Source organism: Saccharothrix violaceirubra, from assembly GCF_014203755.1.
GTDB lineage: Bacteria > Actinomycetota > Actinomycetes > Mycobacteriales > Pseudonocardiaceae > Actinosynnema > Actinosynnema violaceirubrum.
This window is the reverse complement of the sequence record NZ_JACHJS010000001.1, coordinates 6830291-6850765: the sequence shown is the minus strand read 5'-3', so window position 1 is coordinate 6850765 and position 20475 is coordinate 6830291. Positions and strand designations below refer to the sequence as shown.

19 protein-coding genes, 1 tRNA gene and 1 other RNA gene are annotated in these 20475 nt (G+C 69.0%); 11 read left to right on the top strand and 10 right to left on the bottom strand.

Annotated features, from left to right (window positions below; genetic code table 11):
• Positions 1 to 56: 56 nt before the first annotated feature.
• From F4559_RS31640 to F4559_RS31615, 7 genes are all read right to left on the bottom strand, one after another.
• The gene (locus F4559_RS31640) at positions 57 to 2225 is read right to left on the bottom strand and encodes an FtsK/SpoIIIE domain-containing protein (RefSeq protein WP_184674744.1); all 2169 of its coding nucleotides are present in this window, start codon (positions 2223 to 2225) and stop codon (positions 57 to 59) included.
• On the bottom strand, positions 2222 to 3238 hold the full coding sequence (locus tag F4559_RS31635; protein WP_184674743.1) for a hypothetical protein: 1017 nt from the start codon (positions 3236 to 3238) through the stop codon (positions 2222 to 2224). Before F4559_RS31635 ends, F4559_RS31640 begins: the two co-directional genes overlap by 4 nt.
• A 143-nt stretch (positions 3239 to 3381) precedes the next feature.
• A complete protein-coding gene (locus tag F4559_RS31630; protein WP_184674742.1) occupies positions 3382 to 3612 on the bottom strand; it encodes a hypothetical protein in 231 nt (76 codons plus the stop codon).
• Complete coding sequence (locus F4559_RS36150; protein ID WP_281386382.1) at positions 3609 to 3740, bottom strand: hypothetical protein; 132 nt, start codon at positions 3738 to 3740, stop codon at positions 3609 to 3611. Before F4559_RS36150 ends, F4559_RS31630 begins: the two co-directional genes overlap by 4 nt.
• A gap of 86 nt (positions 3741 to 3826) precedes the next feature.
• Positions 3827 to 4417 carry a hypothetical protein gene (locus tag F4559_RS31625; RefSeq protein WP_221447439.1) on the bottom strand — a complete coding sequence of 197 codons (591 nt, stop codon included), beginning with the start codon at positions 4415 to 4417 and terminating at the stop codon, positions 3827 to 3829.
• A 43-nt stretch (positions 4418 to 4460) separates the two neighbouring features.
• Entirely contained in the window at positions 4461 to 4748 is a 288-nt protein-coding gene (locus F4559_RS31620; protein ID WP_184674741.1) for a hypothetical protein, read from the bottom strand.
• Positions 4748 to 5224, bottom strand: coding sequence for an NUDIX domain-containing protein (locus F4559_RS31615; protein WP_184674740.1), 477 nt, complete (start codon positions 5222 to 5224; stop codon positions 4748 to 4750). The genes F4559_RS31620 and F4559_RS31615 overlap by 1 nt, the downstream gene beginning before the upstream one ends.
• 477 nt (positions 5225 to 5701) lie before the next feature.
• On the opposite strand from F4559_RS31615, the gene F4559_RS31610 reads away from it, so the two are divergent.
• Positions 5702 to 6541, top strand: a complete 840-nt coding sequence (locus F4559_RS31610) for a sigma-70 family RNA polymerase sigma factor (protein WP_184674739.1) — start codon at positions 5702 to 5704, stop codon at positions 6539 to 6541.
• Between the two features lie 5 nt (positions 6542 to 6546).
• On the top strand, positions 6547 to 7365 hold the full coding sequence (locus F4559_RS31605) for a protein phosphatase 2C domain-containing protein (protein WP_184674738.1): 819 nt from the start codon (positions 6547 to 6549) through the stop codon (positions 7363 to 7365).
• Positions 7366 to 8479: 1114 nt separating this feature from the next.
• Here the strand turns inward: F4559_RS31605 and F4559_RS31600 are convergent.
• A complete protein-coding gene (locus F4559_RS31600; RefSeq protein ID WP_184674737.1) occupies positions 8480 to 9355 on the bottom strand; it encodes a phosphotransferase in 876 nt (291 codons plus the stop codon).
• Positions 9356 to 9464: 109 nt separating this feature from the next.
• On the opposite strand from F4559_RS31600, the gene F4559_RS31595 reads away from it, so the two are divergent.
• Positions 9465 to 10304, top strand: a complete 840-nt coding sequence (locus tag F4559_RS31595; protein WP_312865917.1) for an SAM-dependent methyltransferase — start codon at positions 9465 to 9467, stop codon at positions 10302 to 10304.
• Here the strand turns inward: F4559_RS31595 and F4559_RS31590 are convergent.
• The gene (locus F4559_RS31590) at positions 10274 to 11344 is read right to left on the bottom strand and encodes a toll/interleukin-1 receptor domain-containing protein (protein WP_184674736.1); all 1071 of its coding nucleotides are present in this window, start codon (positions 11342 to 11344) and stop codon (positions 10274 to 10276) included. The two genes, F4559_RS31595 and F4559_RS31590, sit on opposite strands and share 31 nt — an antisense overlap.
• A gap of 236 nt (positions 11345 to 11580) precedes the next feature.
• Here F4559_RS31590 and F4559_RS31585 point away from each other — a divergent pair, with 236 nt between their 5' ends.
• The gene (locus F4559_RS31585) at positions 11581 to 14025 is read left to right on the top strand and encodes a DUF8508 domain-containing protein (protein ID WP_184674735.1); all 2445 of its coding nucleotides are present in this window, start codon (positions 11581 to 11583) and stop codon (positions 14023 to 14025) included.
• A 51-nt stretch (positions 14026 to 14076) separates the two neighbouring features.
• On the opposite strand, the gene F4559_RS31580 is transcribed toward F4559_RS31585, so the two are convergent.
• Positions 14077 to 14161 (bottom strand) — tRNA-Ser (locus tag F4559_RS31580).
• 118 nt (positions 14162 to 14279) lie between these two features.
• Here F4559_RS31580 and F4559_RS31575 point away from each other — a divergent pair.
• From F4559_RS31575 to F4559_RS31545, 7 genes are all read left to right on the top strand, one after another.
• The gene (locus tag F4559_RS31575; protein ID WP_246445373.1) at positions 14280 to 15473 is read left to right on the top strand and encodes an AAA family ATPase; all 1194 of its coding nucleotides are present in this window, start codon (positions 14280 to 14282) and stop codon (positions 15471 to 15473) included.
• 10 nt (positions 15474 to 15483) lie between these two features.
• A complete protein-coding gene (locus tag F4559_RS31570) occupies positions 15484 to 16317 on the top strand; it encodes a protein kinase family protein (protein ID WP_184674734.1) in 834 nt (277 codons plus the stop codon).
• A gap of 211 nt (positions 16318 to 16528) precedes the next feature.
• An RNA gene (gene ffs, locus F4559_RS31565) (signal recognition particle sRNA small type) lies at positions 16529 to 16623 on the top strand.
• A 31-nt stretch (positions 16624 to 16654) separates the two neighbouring features.
• Entirely contained in the window at positions 16655 to 18994 is a 2340-nt protein-coding gene (locus tag F4559_RS31560) for a DNA polymerase III subunit gamma and tau (RefSeq protein WP_184674733.1), read from the top strand.
• Positions 18995 to 19059: 65 nt separating this feature from the next.
• On the top strand, positions 19060 to 19386 hold the full coding sequence (locus tag F4559_RS31555; RefSeq protein ID WP_221448661.1) for a YbaB/EbfC family nucleoid-associated protein: 327 nt from the start codon (positions 19060 to 19062) through the stop codon (positions 19384 to 19386).
• A complete protein-coding gene (recR, locus tag F4559_RS31550; protein WP_184674731.1) occupies positions 19386 to 19979 on the top strand; it encodes a recombination mediator RecR in 594 nt (197 codons plus the stop codon). The genes F4559_RS31555 and recR overlap by 1 nt, the downstream gene beginning before the upstream one ends.
• Positions 19980 to 19990: 11 nt before the next feature.
• A complete protein-coding gene (locus F4559_RS31545; protein ID WP_312865916.1) occupies positions 19991 to 20449 on the top strand; it encodes a uridine kinase family protein in 459 nt (152 codons plus the stop codon).
• Positions 20450 to 20475: the final 26 nt, after the last annotated feature.

Here is a 20475-nt window from a genome sequence, read left to right as displayed (position 1 = left end):
TAGGTCTAGCGAGGTCCGGTGCTAGACCCAGCGCCGTTCCGGGCCGGTGACTCGACCTACTTCCGGTCACTTTCGGTGATGATCGCGGTGACGTCGTCGCGGTGGACGCCGCGTCGGTTTGCGCCTTTGCCGGTGACGGGGTCGGTGCCCCACACCTGCACGGTGCCGACCCCGTAGGGCTTGAGTGCGGCCGTGAGTTGTTTGGCCTTGTCCGCGCCGTCCTGGCTGGCCCACGCGCTGTAGACGGACGGCCGCAGCTCGACCAACTTGTCCACGATGGACTCGGACCACGCCTTGTCGGCCCCGCCCAAGGCGGTGAGCACGTCCGGAAGCAGGGTCGAGGTCACGTCCCCCTCTTCGACCTGCACGTCCGCTTCTGCCGCGTAGCCGGTGAGCAACCCGGCGTCGGTGCGCGTGACTCGGGCACGGGCGGCAAGAGCCTCTGCGCCGGGGCCGTCGATGTAGACGCCCTTGACCGTGGTCGTCTCGTCGGTGACGCCCTTGAGCAGCCCGATTCCCTTGTCGGAGAACGAGAACTGGGTTGCCCGTTCGCCGTTGCGGTAGGACGAGGTGCCCAACACCATGTCGTTGGCCATCTGCCCGGTGACCTTGAGGCAGAACCTCAGGACGGCGTTGTCGCTGATCTGGGTGGGGATCGACTTCGAGTCCGGCCGCTGCGTGGCCAGGATCAACACGATTCCCGTGGCCGGGCCGCGTTTGACCAGGTCGGTGCAGATCTCTTCGATCTCCGCGCCGTGCTCGGGGTGCTCGAACCACACCTGGCACTCGTCCACCCCGATCACGATCGGGTGCAGCCGCAACGACCGCTTGGACGCCAGGGGGGACGTGACCTTGTTCTCGGGGCACAGGTCCTTGGGCAACTCCCGGATCACCTTGGTTCGACGCCGCATCTCCTCACGCAGGGCGCGCAGGGCCGCAACGGCGTAGCCGATGTCCTCGGGATCGTCCCCGGCGCGGTAGCGGTGTGCCACCGGCCCGAGCGGGGACAGGTCACCGGTGCCCTTCAGGTCGTAGACGTGCAGTTCGACGCGGGGGTCCAGCGCGGCGGTCAGCAGCAACTGCCGCAGCGTGAACGTCTTGCCCATGCGGGGGATGGCGCCGATAAGGGCCGCGACGTACATCAACGTGACCTCGACCCACCGTCCGCGCACGTCGGTGCCGAAGGGCTGCGGCTCGAACAGGTCGACCTTCCGTCCCGTCCGCAGCGGCCAAGCGGGCTGCTTGGCCTTGGCCATGTCACGGTCCCCCACCCACAGGGTGAGCTGACCGGGGTGACCGCCGGGGGTCTGCTCGGGCCACACGCATCCGAGCGCGCGCCCGAGGCCGGACGCGAGCCGGTCCCGCCGCTCGACCACGTCCGCCGCGACCACACCGCCGGGCAGCTCCACGTCCGCACGCCAACCGGGGCCGTCGCGGTGGATGGGCGACGTGAACCCGATCGCGTCCGGGTTCTTCGAGATTCCGGAGATGCCCAGCGACGTCAAAGCCCGCACCACCAGGTCCGAGGTCAGCTTGGCCACTTGGGCGCCCACAACCGCGCGGGTGGCGACCGGCTTGTCCGCAGGTGAGCCGACCGCGCCCAGTACGCCCACGGTCAACGCCCAGCACAACCCCATCACCCAAGCCGGGGCCAGTGACGGCAGCAGCACCACCAGCGGCACACCGACCGCCACACCGACGGCCAGCAGCAGGCCGCGCGCCCTGACCCTGGCGTTGCGTTCGGCCACCAGGCGCAGGTACTTGTCCGCGTCGTTCTGCACGACCATCTGCCGCCGCAGGGGCCGTCCCTCCGCGTCGGTGGCCCACCGGCCGGTTGCGGCCAGCAGCAACAGGGCACCGCGTGGGGACCGCACTGCCAACCGCACGGCGTACATGGGGGCACGAACGGCGTGGTAGGCGGTGGCGTGGGCGTAGTGCCGCGTGACCCACGTGGCGGTCTGCCTGATCTGGTCCAGGTCGGACAGGTAGGCGGGGATGATCGCTTGGCGGGTCTGGTGTCGCAGCCGGGTCAACCACGTGGAGTCGTCGGCCACGTCGTCGGAGTCGACCAACACCACCGGCCGGTTCTGGTCGTCCTCGACCAGTTCGGCGTCCAACACGTCGGCCACGGGTTCGACCTGCGCGTGGGGTGTGTCGTCGGTTGCCCGCAGCGGTCGCACGTTGTCGGGAAGGTCGCCGGAGGCGTCGAACTCGGGCGCGCTCATCGGGTCGCCTCACCTTCGTGCCGCTCGGACAGGTAGGTGCGGACCTCACGGGCGTACTCGCTGCCGCACCGGAACCGGGCGCGGATGGCACTGCCGGACGGCATGGCGGGCAGTTGCCCGGCGGCGATCGCCGCGTCCACTTCGGGCAGCAGTTCGGCCGCCCGCTTGGACAGCGTCGGGAGCTGTTGTGCCTGAACGATCGGGGTGCCGACTCCAGTCGGGACGGTCACCACGTCCTCTTGGACGGGTTCGGCCGCAGGTGACGCAAGTGCCCTGGTCTCTTCCGTCACGGCCTCGGACGAGGGCGTCGGGACGTGGCTACCAGGCGATGTGTCACCGTGGTCGAGCGCGGCGAACTCGGCCCAGATCACGGGCATCACGGTCACCGCCGCGACTGCCACCAGCGGCCCGATCGCGTGTGCCAACAGGGTCATGGGATCGAACCGGGTGGCGACGAACGGCAGGTAGGGCCAGACGTTCAACGTCAGCGTGACGGCCAGCGCGCCGCGTTCCACGCGGTCGAGCTGCGGGTGGTCCAGCACCCGTCCACGGGTGGAGAGATAGGCACGTGCGGCCACCACGACCAGCAGCACCGCCGAAATCACCGGTTCCACCGCCCACGCGCCCCACCACGCCGCGCTGCCTGGCGCGGTGGACAGGGTCAGGGTGAGGTGCACCCCAGTGGTCGACCACGCCAACGCCCCGACCAACGCCGTGAGCGCGACCAACGTCAGCACCGACCGCACACGCGACGCCTGCCAGGCCCGAGCCGCCGCGTCCTGCGCCAACGCGTGCAACCGGCCCGCCTGCACCGCACGGCGACGGTGACGCCGCACCCGTCGTGAGTCGACCTCCAACGGTGCCGCGTCCTCCTGCAACCTCAGCAGGGAGTGCGCTTCCTCGACTTCGGCACGCAGCCGCCGCACCCGCCGAGTCCGGTCCGGGGACACCGCGTGACGAATGCCCGCCGGCGTGGTTTCGTCGCCGCTTGCCGGCGTGCTTTCGTCCGGCAAGGCGTGACGGTTCCCCACCGCGGGGGTTTCGTCCCGCCTCTGCGGTGCGTGGGCCGCCACGTAGCGAACCACCTCCGCGACCGCGTGGTCCAAGTCGTCACGGGGCTCCTCCGGCCCGGGAACGGCCGGGGTCACGATGCTCATCACGCCACCCCCCGACGGCCGGTGGGCTTGGCGAACACGGTCAGTGCTGCGGCCAGCAAGAGCACCGCCAGCGATGCCACGGCGGTGTGGTCGCCGTGCGCGGCCAGCAGCCACAGCCCGAACCCGGCGGTCCCGGTGGACAGGACCAGGCGCCACAGCAGCACGCACAGCACAGCCGCGACGATCGCGATCAGCAGGAACGGCAGAGGGCAGGCGGTGATCACGCTCATCCCCGCTCACCGCCCTCGGTGAGCACACGCGGCAGGTGGACGTGGAGGTAGCCGAACGACACCACCCGCACGGACGGGCGCGTTGCCTCGGTCGGTGGTTGGTACTCGCGGGGCGAGTCCGACAACATGATGCCTCTCTCTTCCTTGCTCTGAGGTGGGTGGAGAGACCGGACCGGCGGCGTCCTGCCAGGGATTGGGCCGCCGGTCCGGGTAGTCAGACGGAGCGCTGGGCGCTGGTGGTGAGGTCTGCGGCGAGCACGGTCATCACGGCCAGCCAGCCCAGCAGCAGGGTTTCGACGATCGAGACCACGACCAGCCCGGCGGGGCACGGCCCGGTGGTCCACCAGGTGATCAGGGCTGCGGTCGGCATGACCACGAACGCGGTCAGGTCCATGACCATCTGCCCGATCTTGCGCAGGCGACGGCGGGCGTCGCTGCGGTGGGCGGTCTCCCAGCCCAACGCCGGAACGTCGCCGAGCAGAGCCGCCAAGCGCGGCCCCGTGTGCTCACGCAGGTAGCGGCCCGCCGCACCGATCAGCTCATCGTTGACGTGGTAGACCCAGCCCAGCAGCAACGAGACCACCGGCAGCGCCAGCAACAGCACGGCGTGTCCGCTGGACGCTGCGGCGGCCACGACCCCGGCACCGGCCGCGAGCGTGCTGTACACGGTGCGGTCCCGGTGACCGATCCGCTTGGACTGCTCTGCCTTGAGGGCGTTGTACTCGGCCAACGCCACGTCCACGCGCAACTTGCGGGACTCGGCGGAATCCTCCGTGGTCGCGGACGGGGTTACGGGGACGGACACGGCGTACTCCTCAAAGGACGTTCGGGGAAGGCTGAATCTCGGGTCACTCGGCCAGTAGGCGGCGGCACTCGTCGGCGTAGTTCCGGTGCAAGCGCTCCGCGTCGTACAGTGCCGACCAGACGACGCCGCCCACCCGCACCGACATCCGGGCCTCCGCGAACACCTCCGCCAAGGCGGTCTCCGCCCCGACCACGTCCCGGTAGTACGCCATCCGGTCGAAACCCTCGGCGTACAACTCGAACCCCGCAGCGGCGAAGCGATCCCGCGCCCCGCGCAACCGGTCCTCGGCGGCCCTGAACCGGGCGTCGAAGTTCTGCAACGTCCGGTCCATCACGCCACCGCCGTGATCAGCGCGCCGAGATGCGGGAGGTACGCCCGCTCGACCTGCCATGCGGCGAGCGCGTCGCTCACGATCCGACCGTGGTCGAACGCCAACCGGTCCAGCTCCACCGGGTCCAGCTCGGTGACGGGCACCCACCGGACATCGGCCGCGTCATCCCCGGCGACCGCAGTCGGCATCTCGCCCAGCACGACCAGAAAGGCGGTGCTGACGTAGCGCCCGCGCGGGTCCCTGCCGTACTCGTCGTACATCCCGACCCGACGCAGCGCCGAGTAACCGACCCGCACGCCGGTCTCCTCGACCAGCTCCCGAAGCGCGGCCTGGGTGAAGGTCTCGCCTGAGTCGACCTTGCCGCCGGGCAGTGCCCACCGGTTCGCAAACGGGTTCTTGCCACGCTCGATCAGCAGCAGGTTGGGCACGCCGCCGCGAGGGGCCAGCACCACCAGGTCGGCGGTGTACGTCGTCATCCCCTCTCCGGTTTCGCCTTCGGTACCGACCAGTCCCGCGTCCCGCTGCGCTCGCAGAACGCGAACCGTTCCGTCGAGGACACGACGTGCGGTCCGGCGCTCAACCGCCCTGTCACCTCCGAGCACTGCGGGGTCGACGCCCAACTCTGCGGCGACCTCGTCGATCAGCTTCTCGACCAGGTCGGGGGTCAGCCCATCCGGGCTGAGCTGGGTGCCCTCGATGTCGAGGGCCCTGCTTCGGTTTAGTGGGGTGTACATGCCGTTCGCCCTCCGTGTCCACGTGCTTTACGTGGGTGTTCGTATCGCGGGTGAGCTGCGAGGTGCTGGTCCTCAGGGCTCAGTGTGGCACAAGGACACCATGGGTAAACCGGGGCTGTCAAGCCCCCCTAAACCACGATGTCTAGAGGGGCTGGTCAACCCGGGTGTTCCTGTCGGGTCTACGCTTGACCAGCCCCCCTAGGTGTGGACGGAGGTCCCATGACCGATGACCTGGAGCGGGTTACCGCGATCCGAGATCCACGGGAGCGCGCGCTGACCGTCGGGAAGCTGATCGACGAGTACCAGAATCTGATCAACGAGTTGTCGCGCGTACGTCGTGACACCTTGGATGAACTTCTGGCCACAGGAATTTCGCAGAAGCAGATAGCCGACTTGCTTGGCATGTCCAAAGGTCGTGTTTCACAACTCTTGACGGCCGGGCTCAAGCCTGAGCGCGCCTTCTACGGCACCGGGCCGGTTACTGTGGCTATCGGTGCGAAGCGTGAAGAGAACCGTGCTGACCCGAGTGACATTCTATCTGTCGAGTCGTTCGGAGCTTTCGAGTTGCTGAGCGAATCCGCACGGAAGGTTGGATTGAGTGCGACTCACGAAGTCGTTCCGCGTCCGGGAAACGTTCACCTCAACCGGCCGAACCTCGTGGTGTTGACCAACCCGCGCTTGCTGCCGTTCCTGGCGCAAGTGATGGAAGCGGACCCGCATATTCGATATGTGGAAGACGGCGACGGCTGGTTCCTGTTCGACAATTCCACTTCTACCGAGTATCGCTCACCTCGCGATCGGGGGGACAGTGCGGACTACGGCTATGTGGGACGTCTCCCGCGACCCGATGGAAAAGGAACCTTCCTGTACCTGGCGGGTACCCACGCGCCCGGTACTTATGGTGCGGCTCGATACCTTGTCGACAATTTGGCGACACTCTACAAGGAACTGAAGGCGCGTAGGTTCTCTTTCGTCGTTCGGTACTCTTACGAAGAGGGTAATCGGTTGCGCATGCGGAGCGTTGAGCGCGTCACTCCAATCTATCGCCACGAAGGCTGACCTCCATGTGGTTCTCGGTGGCGAGTCAACCGGGATCGTCAGAGGTCCCGAACGAGGACAGAGCTTTCGCGAACGGTGAGATATTCGTGGTCTTGGACGGCCTGACCGCCAGGACCGACAGCGGATGTGTCCACGGTGTCGCGTGGTTCGCGGAGAAACTGTGCGACTCGATCACGTCCATCGCAAGCGGTCCGCTTGTCCAGGCCCTAAGTCGTGCCATAGGGCGAACGGCGGCACTGCACAGCTCTACGTGTGACCTTCGGAATGTTGCTACTCCGTGCGCTGCGGTCGGAATCGTACTTTGCCGAGACGGTGTGTTCGAGTATCTCGTTCTGGGTGATGTCACGCTGGTGATCGAGACGCCCGGAAACGAATTTTCTGTCGTCACCGACAGCAGGATTGGCCGCTCGGCGAGGCGTGAGCGCGATTTTGCCGACGCCTTGCCGTACGGGTCGAGCGAAAAGGCAAACGCGTTGGTCGCGATGAAGCGTGCCGAGCTTGAGTGCAGAAACCGGGAGGGTGGCTATTGGATCGCGGGCAGTGATCCGTCCGCCGCAGAGCATGCACTGGTGGGCCGTTTCGGCGCCTCTTCTGTGGGTCGTTTTGCGCTGCTGACTGATGGCGCCGCACGGGCCGTCGACCTATTTGGCATGTTCGATTGGAGTCATGCCTTCAAGCTGCTGGCCGATCGGGGAGCGCACGGCCTGATCGGCGCGGTGCGTCACGTAGAGTCCTCTGATCCGGCCGTTCTTCGCTGGCCAAGAAACAAGGTTTCAGACGATGCCTCGGTCGTGTATGCGGAACTGCGCCCATGCATGAGGTGACGGCAGGCAGCTTCGGGCCAGGCCCCTGCTGGGATCGGTAACTGCGGTAACTGCGGTAACCGTGCAGGTCAGGCGGTTACCGATGGGGGTCGGGTTACCGATCGGCATCGGTAACCGGATGGGGATGGCTGTAGCCGGGGGGCTGGCCGCTGAACCGAGGTGCCCCCTGCGGCTACAGCCCCCCTTGGGGCGGGTGTCGGGGCGTGCCGGGTTGCCGATGGGCAGCCGCTACGTGGCGGCCCACGCACCGCAGCGGCGGGACGAAACCACCGCGGAGGGGAACCGTCACGCCCCGCTCGGGACGAAACCACGCCGGCGAGCGGAGACGAAACCCGCTCGACGTCGCCATCCGTCACACGGCGTCCCCGGGCCTGCGGCGGGGGTTGGGGTGTGCGCGTGCCGGGTTACCGATGCGCATCGGTAACCCATGATCAAAGGTAACCCTCTGACCTGCACGGTTACCGCAGTTACCGCAGTTACCGATCCCGGGAACGGGTGCGAGCTGTCGGGTTGGCCTGCCTCGGCGTGTGCACGTGACGCAAGGGACCAGGGCGAAAGTGTCACGGGCCTGGTTCGGGAAGCGGGGAGTCCGACGCGAGGTACACCGCTTGTCGCGTCACCGGATGCGGGGAGCCACGTCCAGGACACGTCCAAGAAGAGCGCCCGAGCGCGATCGAAGCTGGCCAGGGCATGTTCCGGTAGGAGCCTGTAAATCTGTCCCGGAAGCTGCCCGCTCGGTGCTTCCACAGAGCCTGGGATAGTACATAGTGGACACGGCTCGTGGCTTGACCGTCTCAGTTGTCGTCTCAGTCGTCCGGCGTTCAGCCCTGTTCAGGGCCGTTCGCTGACCTTCACGAGCGGTGCACAGCCATGCTCTGACCTGGGAGCATGAACCTGCGGGAATGTCAGCGAACAGACGGTCGCAGACCTCGAAAGCGTGTGAGGTGAAAGCCTCCGTGGGTTCAAATCCCACCGCCACCGCTGAAGACGGGGTCCCACTGCATATCCGCAGCGGGGCCCCGTTTCCGTTTCCGGGTGTTGCGGCGTCGGGTGCGCGGCGATCGCGAGGAGGCCCGGTCCGTCCGAAGTCTGATGTGGACGGTCCGCCACGGACCTACCGCCCCGGTGCGGGCACCCGATGGCGTGCCCACCGGCGGGCCGCGTCGGTGGTGTCCGTGGTCGGGAATCGGCGTTCCCAGAGTCGGAGTACGGACGCGGCGAAGGCGGTGAGCGCGTCGGGTGGTGCCGCCGCGAACCCGTCGAACCGCCCGGCCCACTTCTCGGCGGCCTCTGGCTCGTGTCCGGCGGCGATGAGCCTGATCACGAGGAAGGCGGGGTCGATCCACGCGGCCCCGGTCCGCCACCACGCCCAGTCGATCACCCTCGTGCGGTCCGACACCAGGAAGTTCAGCGGGTGGAGGTCCGAGTGGACCAAGCCGTCACCGGTCATGTGGTCGGGTGCGTGAGCGGCCCAGGACACGAGCCGGCCGGCGTTCGCGATCGACCACGGATCGGCGTCGGCGGGTGGTGGGAGTGCGGTCTCGGTTTTCATGGCCTGCGCCCACTGGGCCGCCATCGGTCGCCGCGCCACGGATTCCGGCGGCGGTGCGGTGCGGCCGATCTCCTCCACGGCGTCGGCGATGAGCGGCAGGTCGGGTGAGTCGGGGGACAGGTCGGCGTGCCGCCCGGCGACGTGTTCGAAGCCGAGCACCAGCCACCCGTCCACCTCGATGTCCCAGAGCAGGCGTGCGGCGAGACGTTCGGGCAGGAACGGGCTCACCGCGCGCTCGTTGCGGTGCATCCACGCCAATGACGAACCGTCCGTGACGCCCTTGCAGAACACCCGTCCCGAGTCGGTCGTCAGGGTCACCGACAACTCGGAACTCCGCCCCGCGCTGGGCGATTCCGCCGTCAGCACCGCGCCGATCCGGCTTTCGACAGCGGCCCTGACAGGCTCGGGCACCTGGTCCCACTCACGGCGGTTCGCCATCGTCTCCTCGTTCTCGATGATGCACCTGCTCGGCAGGCGTCACGGGCGCCCTTCGTCGGTAAGGTGACTCAGATCACGTCACTGTCCGTATCGAAGGGTGGTGGTTCGAGTGCCGACGCCTGAGCAGGTCGGGGCTGCGTACGACGAGTTCGGCGATCTCTACGCGATGACCATCGGGGACGTCGGTCTCCACGTCGGCCGGTGGGTCGAACCCGGTGAACGGCAACCCGTCGCCACCCTGGGCGATCTGGCCAACCGCGCCCAGGAGCGGCAGACCGCCCACCACGTCACGACCCTCGGTCTGCGGCCCGGCGAGCACCTGCTCGACATCGGCTGCGGCACCGGCCTGCCCGCCGTCCGCATGGCCCAGCACAGCGGCGGCCCGGTCACCGGCATCACGGTCAGTCGCGAACAGGTCGGCAAGGCCACCGCGACCGCGGCGGACGCCGGGCTGTCCGACCGCGTCTCCTTCCACTACGGCAACGTCATGGACCTCGACTTCGCCGACGCCTCGTTCGACGCGGCCATGGCGATCGACGTCTTCGTGCACCTGTCCGACCAGGCGAAGGGTTTCCGGGAAACGGAAAGGGTGTTGCGGCCCGGCGGCCGGTTCATGATGAGCCAGTTTACGACCCGCGGCACGCCCGCCGAGGACGTGGTCGGCGCGTTCACCAAAACCTGGTGCTGCACGACGCCGCCCACGCCCGCGCAGACCGTGGCATGGGCCGCCGATGCCGGGCTCGAACTCGAAAAGGCCGAGGACATGACGCCGAACTGCGCGTTCTCCGGCGAGTTGATGGCGTTGCTGTTCACCGAACGCCGGCCGGACATCGTCGCCCGCTACGGCGAGGAACTCGTCGTCGGGATGGAACCGCTGATCCACCTGATGCGCACGTTCATGCGCGACCACTGCGGCTATTACCTCTTCGTCTTCCGCAAACCGCTCTGACCCGTCGCCCACCGCTCGACGATCGCGTTGCCCTCGTTGGCGAGTTTGTCGATTTCCGTGCTCTGGCTGTGCAAGGTCTTGAACGTGGGGCTCAGCCGGGCGTGCCGGCCGAAGAACTCGATCATCCCGAGGGCGCCTTTGTCCGTCCGCTTCACCGAGGTGACGATGTTGTCGTGCGCGTCCTCGACCGCGTCGAGGATCGGACCCGTGAGCGACAGCCCCTCCGGGTAGTCCGCCAGCTCCCGCAGCAGGCTCGTCATCAACGGGTCGAGTTCGATGCTGCGCGCGGAGTACGTCCTGGCCTCGCGCAGCCAGCGCTCGTTCAACGGCTGGATCTCCCGCCCGAACCGGATCAGGGCGGACAGGTCCGAGGTGCGCCTGCGGTTGTGCCGGTACGCCTCGAACGTCGCCCAGAACTGCGCCGACGTGGTCCGGTTGTCCACGGTCGCCTCGTGCCAGTCGGGCAGCAGGCGGGTGATCCGGTCGATGAGGGTGGACAGGTCGTCGTCGCCTTCGGGCGACGTCTCGGCCTCGCGCTGCACCTCGACCATGCGGCTCTCGATGTCGACCAGTCGCGCGGCCAACTCGTGCAGCGCCCGCCGGTACTCGCCCGACGACTCGTCGAGCAGGCGCAGTTCCGACCAGTCCACGTACTGCGTGCGCGCGACCGTGGCCTTGAGTTCGTCCGGGCTGTCCACGTCCAGGTCGGGCACGGGCACGTAGCGGATCGGCAGGATGAACTCCTCCAGTCCGAGGCTGCGCGCCTGGGCCGAGAAGTCCACGAACTCGCGCCGGCACTCCGGGCGGTTGAAGTACCGGGGCGTGACGACCGGGATGAAGAACGTCGCACCCGCCAGTCCGGCGTCGATGCGTTCCTTCCAGTTGTCGCCCCACGCCAGCCCGTCGCGGTCGACGAACATCTCCAGCGTGCGCCCGGTCAGCAGGTCGTACTCCTCCGCGATCGCCGCGGCCAGGCGCAGGACGCCGCCGCGCGCGGACTCGTCGTCACGATGGGCGTAACTCCAGAAGCCGACCGCCATCCCGCGCACGATAGTGGACACCGGGGGCGCCGGTCCGACTCGTCAGCCGGGCGGCGCCCCCTCGGTGTGGGCGTCTTCCGGCGCTGGGAGGGCCACCGGAGGACTGCGCCGAGCGTACCCCATGATCGAACACACGTTCGAGTGTACTCACGGTCAACTGTTGGTCACGGTGTCTTCCCCCGTTCACCCCGTCCGGGGAGGATCGCCGCACCCGCCGATCTTCCGGAGGAACTCCTTTGAGAACGGACCCGCTCCGCACCGGGCTGGTGCTGACGGCCGCCGCGGCCGTCACGCTCGCCCTCGCCGCACCGGCCTCGGCCACCCCGAGCCCGGACGCGCTGATCGCCGAGGTCTACGGCGGCGGCGGCAACTCGGGCGCGACCCTCACGCAGGACTTCGTCGAGCTGGCCAACCGCGGCACGGCGTCCGTCGGCCTCGACGGCTGGAGCGTGCAGTACCTGCCCGCGAGCGCCAGTGCCGCGAGCCAGTGGCAGGTCACGCCGTTGACCGGCGCGATCGCACCCGCCGGCCGCTACCTCGTCGCCCAGGCGAAGGGCACGGGCGGCACGGTCGCCCTGCCCACGCCCGACGCGACCGGCTCGACCGCCCTGTCCGCCACCGGCGGCACGGTCGCGCTCGTGTCCGGCACGACCCCGCTGACCTGCAAGACCGTCGCCGACTGCGGTGCCGACACCCGCATCCGCGACCTGGTCGGCTACGGCACGGCGACCGTCGTCCGCGAGACCACGCCGACGGCCAACACCGCCAACGCCACGGCCGCCGCACGGCCGGCCCTCGTCGACACCGACGACAACTCGGCGGACTTCGCCATCGGCGTGCCGACGCCCACCAACTCGCGCGGCGAGACTCCCGGCGGTGGGGAACCCGAAGAGCCGCAGCCCGGCGACAAGCGCGTCCACGACATCCAGGGCACGACCCGGATCTCGCCGCTGCTCGGCCAGAAGGTCGCGGGCGTGCCCGGCGTCGTCACGGCCGTGCGCGCCGTCGGCGACCGCGGCTTCTGGATCCAGGACACCGCCGCCGACAACGACCCGCGCACCAGCGAGGGCCTGTTCGTCTACACGGCCGGCACCGCGCCGACCGTCGAGACCGGCGACGCCGTGCTGGTGAGCGGCACGGTCGCCGAGTACCGCCCGGCGGGCGACACCGCGTCCAACTCCAACCAGACGCTCACCGAGATCACCGGCGCGACGGTGTCCGTGGTGTCCAGGAACAACCCGGTGCCCGCCCCCGTCGTGCTCGCCGTGCCGGACGCGTACCTCCCGGCCAACGGCGGCGCGAGCATCGAGTCGCTGCCGCTGGACCCGGCCCGCTACGGGCAGGACTACTTCGAGTCGTTGGAAGGCACTCTCGTCCAGGTGAACGACGCCCGCGTCGTGGGGCCCACGAACGGCTACAACGAAACGTGGATCACCGCGCGTCCCGACCAGAACCCGACCGTGCGCGGCGGCTCGATCTACCTGGGCTACGACCAGCCGAACAGCGGCCGGATCAAGGTGAAGCCGGGCGCGGCAACGCCCGCCAAGAGCAATGTCGGTGACGTCTGGCGCGGCGCGACCGTCGGCACGATCGAGTACACCGACTTCGGCGGCTACACGCTGGCGACCAAGTCCGTCGGCGAGTACGTGTCGGGCGGCATCCAACCGGAGAAGACCGACGCGGGCCGCAAGTCCGAGCTGAGCGTGGCCACGTACAACGTGGAGAACCTGGCCGCCACCAACGACCAGGCCAAGTTCGACCGGCTCGCGGGCGCGGTCGTGACGAACCTCGCGTCGCCGGACGTCGTGGTGCTGGAGGAGATCCAGGACGACAACGGCACGGTCGACGACGGCACGGTCACCGCGAACGCGACCCTGACGAGGTTCACCGACGCGATCGCCGCGGCGGGCGGCCCGCGCTACCAGTGGCGCCAGATCGACCCGCAGAACAAGACCGACGGCGGCGCCCCCGGCGGCAACATCCGCGTGGCGTTCCTGTTCGACCCCGCACGCGTCCAGTTCGTCGACCGCGCGGGCGGCGACGCCACGACCCCGGTGTCCGTGGTGAAGCAGTACGGCCGGGCCGCGCTGTCGGTCTCGCCGGGCCGCATCGACCCGGCGAACCCGGCGTGGGAGAGCAGCCGCAAGCCGTTGGCGGGCGAGTTCAAGTTCCGCGGGCGCACGGTGTTCGTGGTGGCCAACCACTTCAACTCCAAGGGCGGCGACCAGGCCGTGCACGGCCGCTACCAGCAGCCGAACCGGTCGTCGGAGGTGCAGCGCGCCAAGCAGGCGACGGCGTTGCGCGCGTTCGTCGACCAGGTGAAGGCGATCGACAAGGGCGCGAACGTGGTGCTCGCGGGCGACATCAACGACTACCAGTTCTCGCCGGCGGTCGGCACGCTCACCGCGGGCGGCGCGGTGGTCGACCTGATCGCGACGCTGCCGCCGGCCGAGCGGTACAGCTACGTGTTCGAGGGCAACTCGCAGACCCTGGACCACATCCTGATCAGCTCGAACATCACCCGCTACCGGTACGACGTGGTGCACGTGAACGCGGAGTTCGCCGACCAGGCCAGCGACCACGACCCGCAGGTCGTGAAGCTGCGTCCGAGCACCGGTGACCCCCGCGTCGACCGGCTGCTGTTCGCGTTGGAGGACCTCGCGGAGTGCCTCGGCGCGTGACCTCGTGAAATGCCGAAGAGCCCCCTGGGATTCCCAGGGGGCTCTTCGCTGCGGAGGATACGGGATTTGAACCCGTGAGGGGGTTAACCCAACACGATTTCCAGTCGTGCGCACTAGGCCACTATGCGAATCCTCCGCCGGAGACACTACCGGATGGGGGTCTGACCAGCCAAAAGGGCTGGTAGGGCGGGTGCGTAGGTCTGGCGTGGTGCCGGCACAGCGCTCGGTGACGACACTATTGGAGCGTCTGTTACATGGGCACCACGGGCATGAGCGCGGCCGTCTGGGGCATGTCGGCCGAGCGTTGGCGCGGGACGATCAAGTCCAAGGCGCTGTCCGGCAAGACCGAGGAGCGGTACCTCGCCACCGCCCACCGGTGGGTCGGTGGCTTGACGATCAGGGGTTCGACATCGAGCCGAACGAGGTCAAGGTTCACCACATCGAGGACTTCATCACGAACATCATCGTCGCGACCTCACCCGCGAACGCCGCCCACCACTACTGTCGCGCAGGAACGGCACGCCGCTCACGATCCAAGGCATTCAGGCGATGCTCAACCGCTCAAGTCGCTCCGGCTCCTCGCGGCAGTGGTAGAGCGAACGGGCTGGTGTATGTGGAAGAAGGGTGGAGGCGTCACGGGTGGGTGGAAGCGGCTTGACTACCTCCTTTCGTGGATCGACATTTCAAACACGAGGTCATTACCCATACTCGCCCGCCGCGCGTACATCCCCGATGAACTCCTGACCGCTGACGTGCTCGACTCCTGGCCTCTCACCGTGCCGTGCGTGGCGCAGTTGGCCGAGTCCGGGATCGGGTTCGAGCGGCCGATCACCTTCCTGGTGGGCGAGAACGGGTCGGGGAAGTCCACCCTCGTCGAGGCGTTCGCCGAGGCGTGGGGACTGGACGCGCGCGGCGGGCGGGCGGGGCGCAAGTATGTCAACGACCGTCCGAAAACCGTCCTTGGTGAGCTGCTGCGCTGGGAAACCACCGGTGCCGGCGCTCGGCACAAGAGCGGGACGCGGACCAAGCGCCGCGGCTACTTCCTGCGCGCCGAAACCGCGTTCGGCTTCATGGACGCGGTCAGTGGGATGAACGGCTACTGGGAAGAGGACACCAGCGAGATGAGCCACGGCGAGGGGTTCCTCACCGTGCTCTCGACGATGTTCCGCGAACCCGGCTTCTACCTCATGGACGAACCCGAGGCCGCGCTGTCGTTCAAGTCCTGCCTGCGTTTGGTCAACCTCATGCACGACCTCGGCGAGTCCGGCGCGCAGATCATCTGTTCGACCCACTCGCCGATTCTCGCCGCGACCCCCGGTGCCGACATCATCGAGGTGGGCGATCACGGGTTCCGCCGAACCGAATGGAAAGACCTCGAACTCGTCGACCACTGGCGTCGTTACCTGAACAACCCCGACGCCTATCTGCGGTACATCACCAACGAGTAGGGGACACCCGTTGACGGTCGACACCAGCGAAGCCGACGCGCGGTTCAAGAAGTGGATGCGCGAGAACCTGACCCGCGCCGCCGAGCACTTCGGCCTGGTCGTGTCCGGCGAGCCCGTGCTCGGCTGGGTCGACCGGTCGATCAGCGCTCCCGTCCGCAAGGACGGCTCCGACTACTGGTTGCGCGTGGTCTCCGAGGACAAGCAGTGGATCGGCGGCAACTTCTGGACCGGGAACCTCGACGCCAACGTGTTCGACGGACTCGCCAAGCCCCGTGTGCTCGACGTGTTCGAGTGGGAAGAGTGGCGGCAGCAGCGCGCCGAGGTCATGACCAGGATGCCGGGCACCCCCTGCTCGCTCACCGACGCGCTGCGCGTCGCGGTCGACCTGTCCGACCAGTGGTGGGCCGAGTTGCGTCGGACGGTCGACACGGTCGCCGCGACGTCGACCACGCGCGTGAACAGCGGTCCGGACAAGCTCGCCGAACGGCTCGTGCAGCGGTTCGGCGACGTCGTCGACGTGACCGCCGCCGAATGGGAGACCGTGCACGGTGATCTGCACTGGGCGAACCTGTTCGGCCCGCGGTTCGGATTGCTCGACTGGGAGATGTGGGGCCGGGGTCTGAAGGGCTCGGACGCGGCGACCTTGTTGTGCTACAGCCTGTTGGTGCCCGATGTCGCCGAGCGGGTGCGCGCGGTGTTCGCCGACGTGCTCGACACCTCCGCTGGGCGTGTGGCTCAGCTCTACGTCGTCGCGCGGCTCAGGCGGCGGGTCGACGGCGGTGAATACCCGGACCTCGCCGGGCCGCTCGACCGACTTACGTCGAGTCTGCTCGTCGACTGGTGACGGGCCGGACGCGAGCTGCGACGTGGAGCACGACCCGTCGAACTTCCCCGCAGGGTGAATCGAACGTATGCGCGACAGCGGGTTCGGTCCTTTCCGGCTGGAAATCGGTGGTTCCGGTCCGGTGAACACGTGTTTCACCGGCCAAAACGGCTGGTAGATCGAGTGAGCGGGGTCGGGTACCCATGCCGTGGCGGACACCGGTTACACTGGACTCGGACCTCGTGCGGCACACATCTCGCGAACCTCCCCAGGGCCGGAAGGCAGCAAGGATAAGCGGGCTCTGGTGGGTGTGCGGGGTCCCCTTCTTTTGTCGGACCCTCCCGGTAAGGTCCCCGGCGTGGCGCTCGCCCTCTACCGCAAGTACCGACCGGCCACCTTCGCCGAGGTGGTCGGGCAGGAGCACGTCACCGATCCGCTGCGCACGGCGCTCGGAGCCGGTCGGGTCAACCACGCCTACCTCTTCTCCGGGCCGCGCGGGTGCGGGAAGACGTCGTCCGCGCGCATCCTGGCCAGGTCGTTGAACTGCGCGAACGGGCCGACGGCCGATCCCTGCGGCGAGTGCAACTCCTGCGTCGGGCTCGCGCCCAACGGGCCGGGCAGCGTCGACGTGGTCGAACTCGACGCCGCCAGTCACGGCGGTGTCGACGACGCCCGCGAGCTGCGGGACAAGGCGTTCTACGCGCCCGCCGAGGCGCGGTACCGGGTGTTCATCATCGACGAGGCACACATGGTCACGACGCAGGGCTTCAACGCCCTGCTCAAGATCGTGGAGGAGCCGCCCGAGCACCTGATCTTCATCTTCGCGACCACCGAGCCGGACAAGGTCCTGCCGACGATCCGCTCGCGTACGCACCACTACCCGTTCCGGCTGATCCCGCCGGTCGCGATGCGGGCGTTGCTGGAGCGCAACTGCGCGGCCGAGGGCGTCGCGGTCGACCCGGCCGTGCTGCCGCTGGTGATCCGCGCGGGCGGCGGGTCCGCCCGTGACACGCAGTCGGTGATGGACCAGCTCCTGTCCGGCGCGGGACCCGGCGGTGTGACCTACGAAGGTGCCATCTCGCTGCTCGGCGTGACCGACGTGGCGTTGATCGACGAGGTCGTCGACGGCCTCGCGACGGGCGACGGGTCGGCGGTGTTCGGCACGATCGACCGCCTGGTCGACGCCGGCCACGACCCCCGCCGGTTCGCGTCCGACCTGCTGGACCGCCTGCGCGACCTGGTGCTCATGCACGCCGTGCCGGACGCGGCCGACCGCGGCCTGGTGTCCGCGCCCGCCGACCAGCTCGTGAAGATGGCCGCCCAACGCGAGGCGACCCGACCGGCGACCGTGACGCGCTGGGCCGAGGTCCTGCACCAGGGCCTGACGGAGATGCGCGGCTCGACCGCACCCCGCCTGCTGCTGGAACTGGTCTCCGCACGCATGCTGCTGCCGTCGGCCAGCGACGCGGAATCGGCCGTGCTGCAACGCGTCGAGCGCCTGGAGCGCTACGGCCCGCCCGCCGGCGCCGTACCCGCCTTGGCCTCGGCCACGCCACCTCCCGCCGATACCCGCTTCCAACGCCCGTCCCAACGCACCGCCTCCGCACAGGCCCAGGCCCAGGCCCAGGCCGCACCCGACCAGGCCCCCGCCGAGCCGGACGCCGCCGAGCCGGACCCGGGTACGCGGGACGCGGGCGTCCCAAGGGAATCCACCGGGAGCCACCCCTCCCAGACCGCGACGCCCGAGAGCCGCACTCCGGCCGCTGCCACCCGGAACAGCACTTCCCAAAGCCAGGAAGCAGCCACCCAGTCCGGACACACCCAGGCCACCCAGCCCGAGACCGCCCAGGCCCGACCCGTCCAGGCGCGATCCGTCCAGCCCCAGCCCGGCCAGACCCAAGCCCGTCCGACACCGGCCGGCACGGGGCAGGCCGGCACCAGTCAGGGCGTCAACGGCCAAGGCGTCACCGGGGGAGCGGCCGACGGTTGGCCCGCGACCAGGCCCGTTCCCGGGCAGGAACCCGCCGCCCACGACTCCCGCCCGCAGAACACCGGCACCCAGCCCACCCCCACGGCGACCGGCGCCAACACGACCGGCACCGACATCGCCACCGACACGGGGATCGGCACCGACTCCGACACCGGCATCGACGTGAACGAGGTCCGCCGCCGCTGGCCCGACCTGCGTGCCTCGGTACGCACGACAAGCCGCAGCACCGAGGCCATGCTCACCAACGCGACCGTGCTCGACGTCGAGGGCACGGCCGTCACCCTGTCCCACCCGTCGGCACCGCTGGCCCGACGACTGGCCGAACCCCGCAACTGCGAGGCGATCGCGGCGGCGTTCACGGCCGTCTTCGGCGGCACGTGGCAGGTCCGCTGCGTCCACGGCGACGCGTCCGCCGCACCGACGCGCCCAGCCGCACCGCAACGCCCACAACGCCCGGTGCCCACGCGCGCGAGCCAGGCCCAGCAGACGCCGCGCACCCCGCCGACCCGCCCGTCGGCAGCCGACGACGTCCCACTGCCCCCCGAGCCGTCCGACCCCGAAGAACCCGAGCCGGAGCCGGTCGACGAGGAGGAGATGCTCGCCGAGGCGGCCCGCCCGGCCGATCCGGACCGGCAGCAACTCGACCCCGAGAGCGTCGTGCTCCAACTGCTCGCCGAACACCTGGGCGCGCGGCCGTTGAAGGGCTGACGCACGACTACGCTGGTGACAAGACCCCGAAGAGAGGAACCCGCGTGCAACCCGGTGGGCCGAACATGCAGCAGATCCTCCAGCAGGCGCAGCAGATGCAGCAGCAGCTCATGCTCGCCCAGCAGGAGCTCCAGGACGCCGAGGTCACCGGTACGGCGGGCGGCGGGCTTGTCACTGCGGTCGTGTCCGGCGGCGGCGAGCTGAAGAGCCTGAACATCGACCCGAAGGCGGTCGACCCCGACGACGTGGAGACGCTGTCCGACCTGGTCGTCGCCGCCGTGCGCGACGCCAACCGGGCCGCCCAGGAACTGGCCGCCCAGAAGATGGGCCCGCTGGCCGGCGGCATGGGTGGCATGAACGACCTCGGCGACCTCGGCAAGCTCTTCGGCTGATGTACGAGGGCCCCGTCCAGGACTTGATCGACGAACTCGGCCGCCTGCCGGGCGTCGGTCCGAAGAGCGCGCAGCGGATCGCGTTCCACCTGCTCGCCGCCGAGTCCGCCGACATCGGCCGGCTCCAGGACGCGTTGCAGAAGGTCAAGGACGGCGTGGTGTTCTGCGACGTGTGCGGCAACGTCTCGGCCGAGGCGACCTGCCGCATCTGCCGCGACCCGCGCCGTGACCTGACGCTGATCTGCGTGGTGGAGGAGCCGAAAGATGTGCTCGCGGTGGAACGCACCCGCGAGTTCAAGGGCCGCTACCACGTCCTGGGCGGCGCCCTCGACCCGTTGTCGGGCGTAGGCCCGGACCAACTGCGCATCAGACAACTGCTGACCAGGATCGGCACGGACGTCTCCGAGATCATCATCGCCACCGACCCGAACACGGAGGGCGAAGCGACCGCGACCTACCTGGTCCGGATGCTGCGCGACTTCCCGGGCCTGACGGTCACGCGTCTGGCGTCCGGTCTCCCGATGGGCGGCGACCTGGAGTTCGCGGACGAACTGACCCTGGGCCGGGCCTTGTCCGGCCGGCGAAGCATGTGAGGGTCGTCGCCGTGGACGGCCCGTCGGGCGCGGGCAAAACGACGTTCGCCGCGACCCTGGGCGGCACAGTCGTCCCCACGGACCACTTCGCGACCTGGGACAACCCCGTCGACTGGTGGCCGGAACTGGTCGAGGGCGTCCTGGAACCCCTGACCGCCGGCCACGCGGCCCACTACCGCCGGGTCGTGTGGACGGATGGCACCCCGAGTCCGGGCCCGTGGCTGACACTCCCACCGTGCGACCTGCTGGTGATCGAAGGCGTCTCCTCAGGCAGAAGAGCAGCCACCCCCTGGTTGTCCGAACTGATCTGGATAGAAGGCCCCGACGAGCAAACCAGGCTGGAACGCGCAGTAGCCAGAGACGGCGAATACTGCCGCCCGGACCTGAAACGCTGGCAGACCTTCGAACGCAAGTGGTTCACCGAGGACGCCACCCGCTCCCGCGCGACAAAAATCATCCACGCTGTCTGAACAAAACACCCCCACGCACGAGCACC